This is a genomic window from Brachyspira suanatina (assembly GCF_001049755.1).
Classification (GTDB): domain Bacteria; phylum Spirochaetota; class Brachyspiria; order Brachyspirales; family Brachyspiraceae; genus Brachyspira; species Brachyspira suanatina.
This window is the reverse complement of the sequence record NZ_CVLB01000013.1, coordinates 1-1,085: the sequence shown is the minus strand read 5'-3', so window position 1 is coordinate 1,085 and position 1,085 is coordinate 1. Positions and strand designations below refer to the sequence as shown.

The following is a 1,085-nucleotide window of genomic DNA, read 5'->3' as shown; positions in this document are numbered from 1 at the left end:
AAATGGAGCATATAAATTATCTTTTATAAAATCAGGATTATAATAATGCATATTTACTAATCCCTTCATAGTGCTTTCAATTTAAAATGTATTCTTTTTAAACTCAAGTAAATTAAGGTTATTCCAACCGTCATAACAATAAACTGCATTAATATTGTTATAATTTTGATAATATTCTAAATAGTCTTGTATATCATCATTAGCTAATCTATTATTTATATAAGTTTTTATATATTTCTTCATTATATTTGTATTGCCTATTTCTTCTGCTATTTCTACTGAAGATAAACGGGCTGTACCTTCCAATTCAATTGAAGTTAAAGAATAATTATTTTCATTGAATAAATCTATATATCCATTATCTTTTACAATGTACTTATAGAAATTATCTTTATAAGCATCAGCAACTAATTTTTCTGCTCTTAAAGAATCGGGAGCTTCTATTATATAATCAACTAATTTCATTTTATTACTATAAGCATTATCATCATCATACTTTGCTATCATCATAGATATATTAGTTCCGCCTGCCTTTTTCCATTCTGTTAAATATTTTTTCTCTTCTTCAAAATAGTAAAGTGAATCTGTAACAAAATGAGATAAGAATAAGGCTAAATAAACATCAGCATCTTTTTTATTTAATTTCAATAATTCTTCTCTTGCTTTTTTTAATGCTAAATTTTGATCAACATATAGATATCCAACAGCATAATAATCTTCAACTTCACTATATATGACCCAGTTACCCCAGCTTATTAAGAATTCTAGATCTAATGTAGCATAATTAACATTTGATATAAACTCTATAGAATATTTTTTCTTTCATCATCATTTGCAAATTTTCTATTAAGAAAATCAAAATTCCTTTTTGCATATTCATTATTTTCTCTTAATTTTTTAAGCTTTTCATCAAATTTGGTTTTATCTGCTCTAATACCTTTATAAACATATTTCATATCAAAGAATTCTTTTTGATTATTTGTTTGTGATGTATTAGTTTGAATATTTTGAGATTGTGTATTGTTGTTTTGTGATTTTTGATTAGTTTGAGTATTTTGTTCTGATTGATTTGTTTCTTTGTTTCC

Annotated in this window: 1 pseudogene; it reads right to left on the bottom strand. The window is 24.0% G+C overall.

What is annotated here, in order from left to right:
- A pseudogene (locus tag BRSU_RS14010) lies at nt 1–1,085 on the bottom strand (lysozyme inhibitor LprI family protein); the annotation flags it as partial.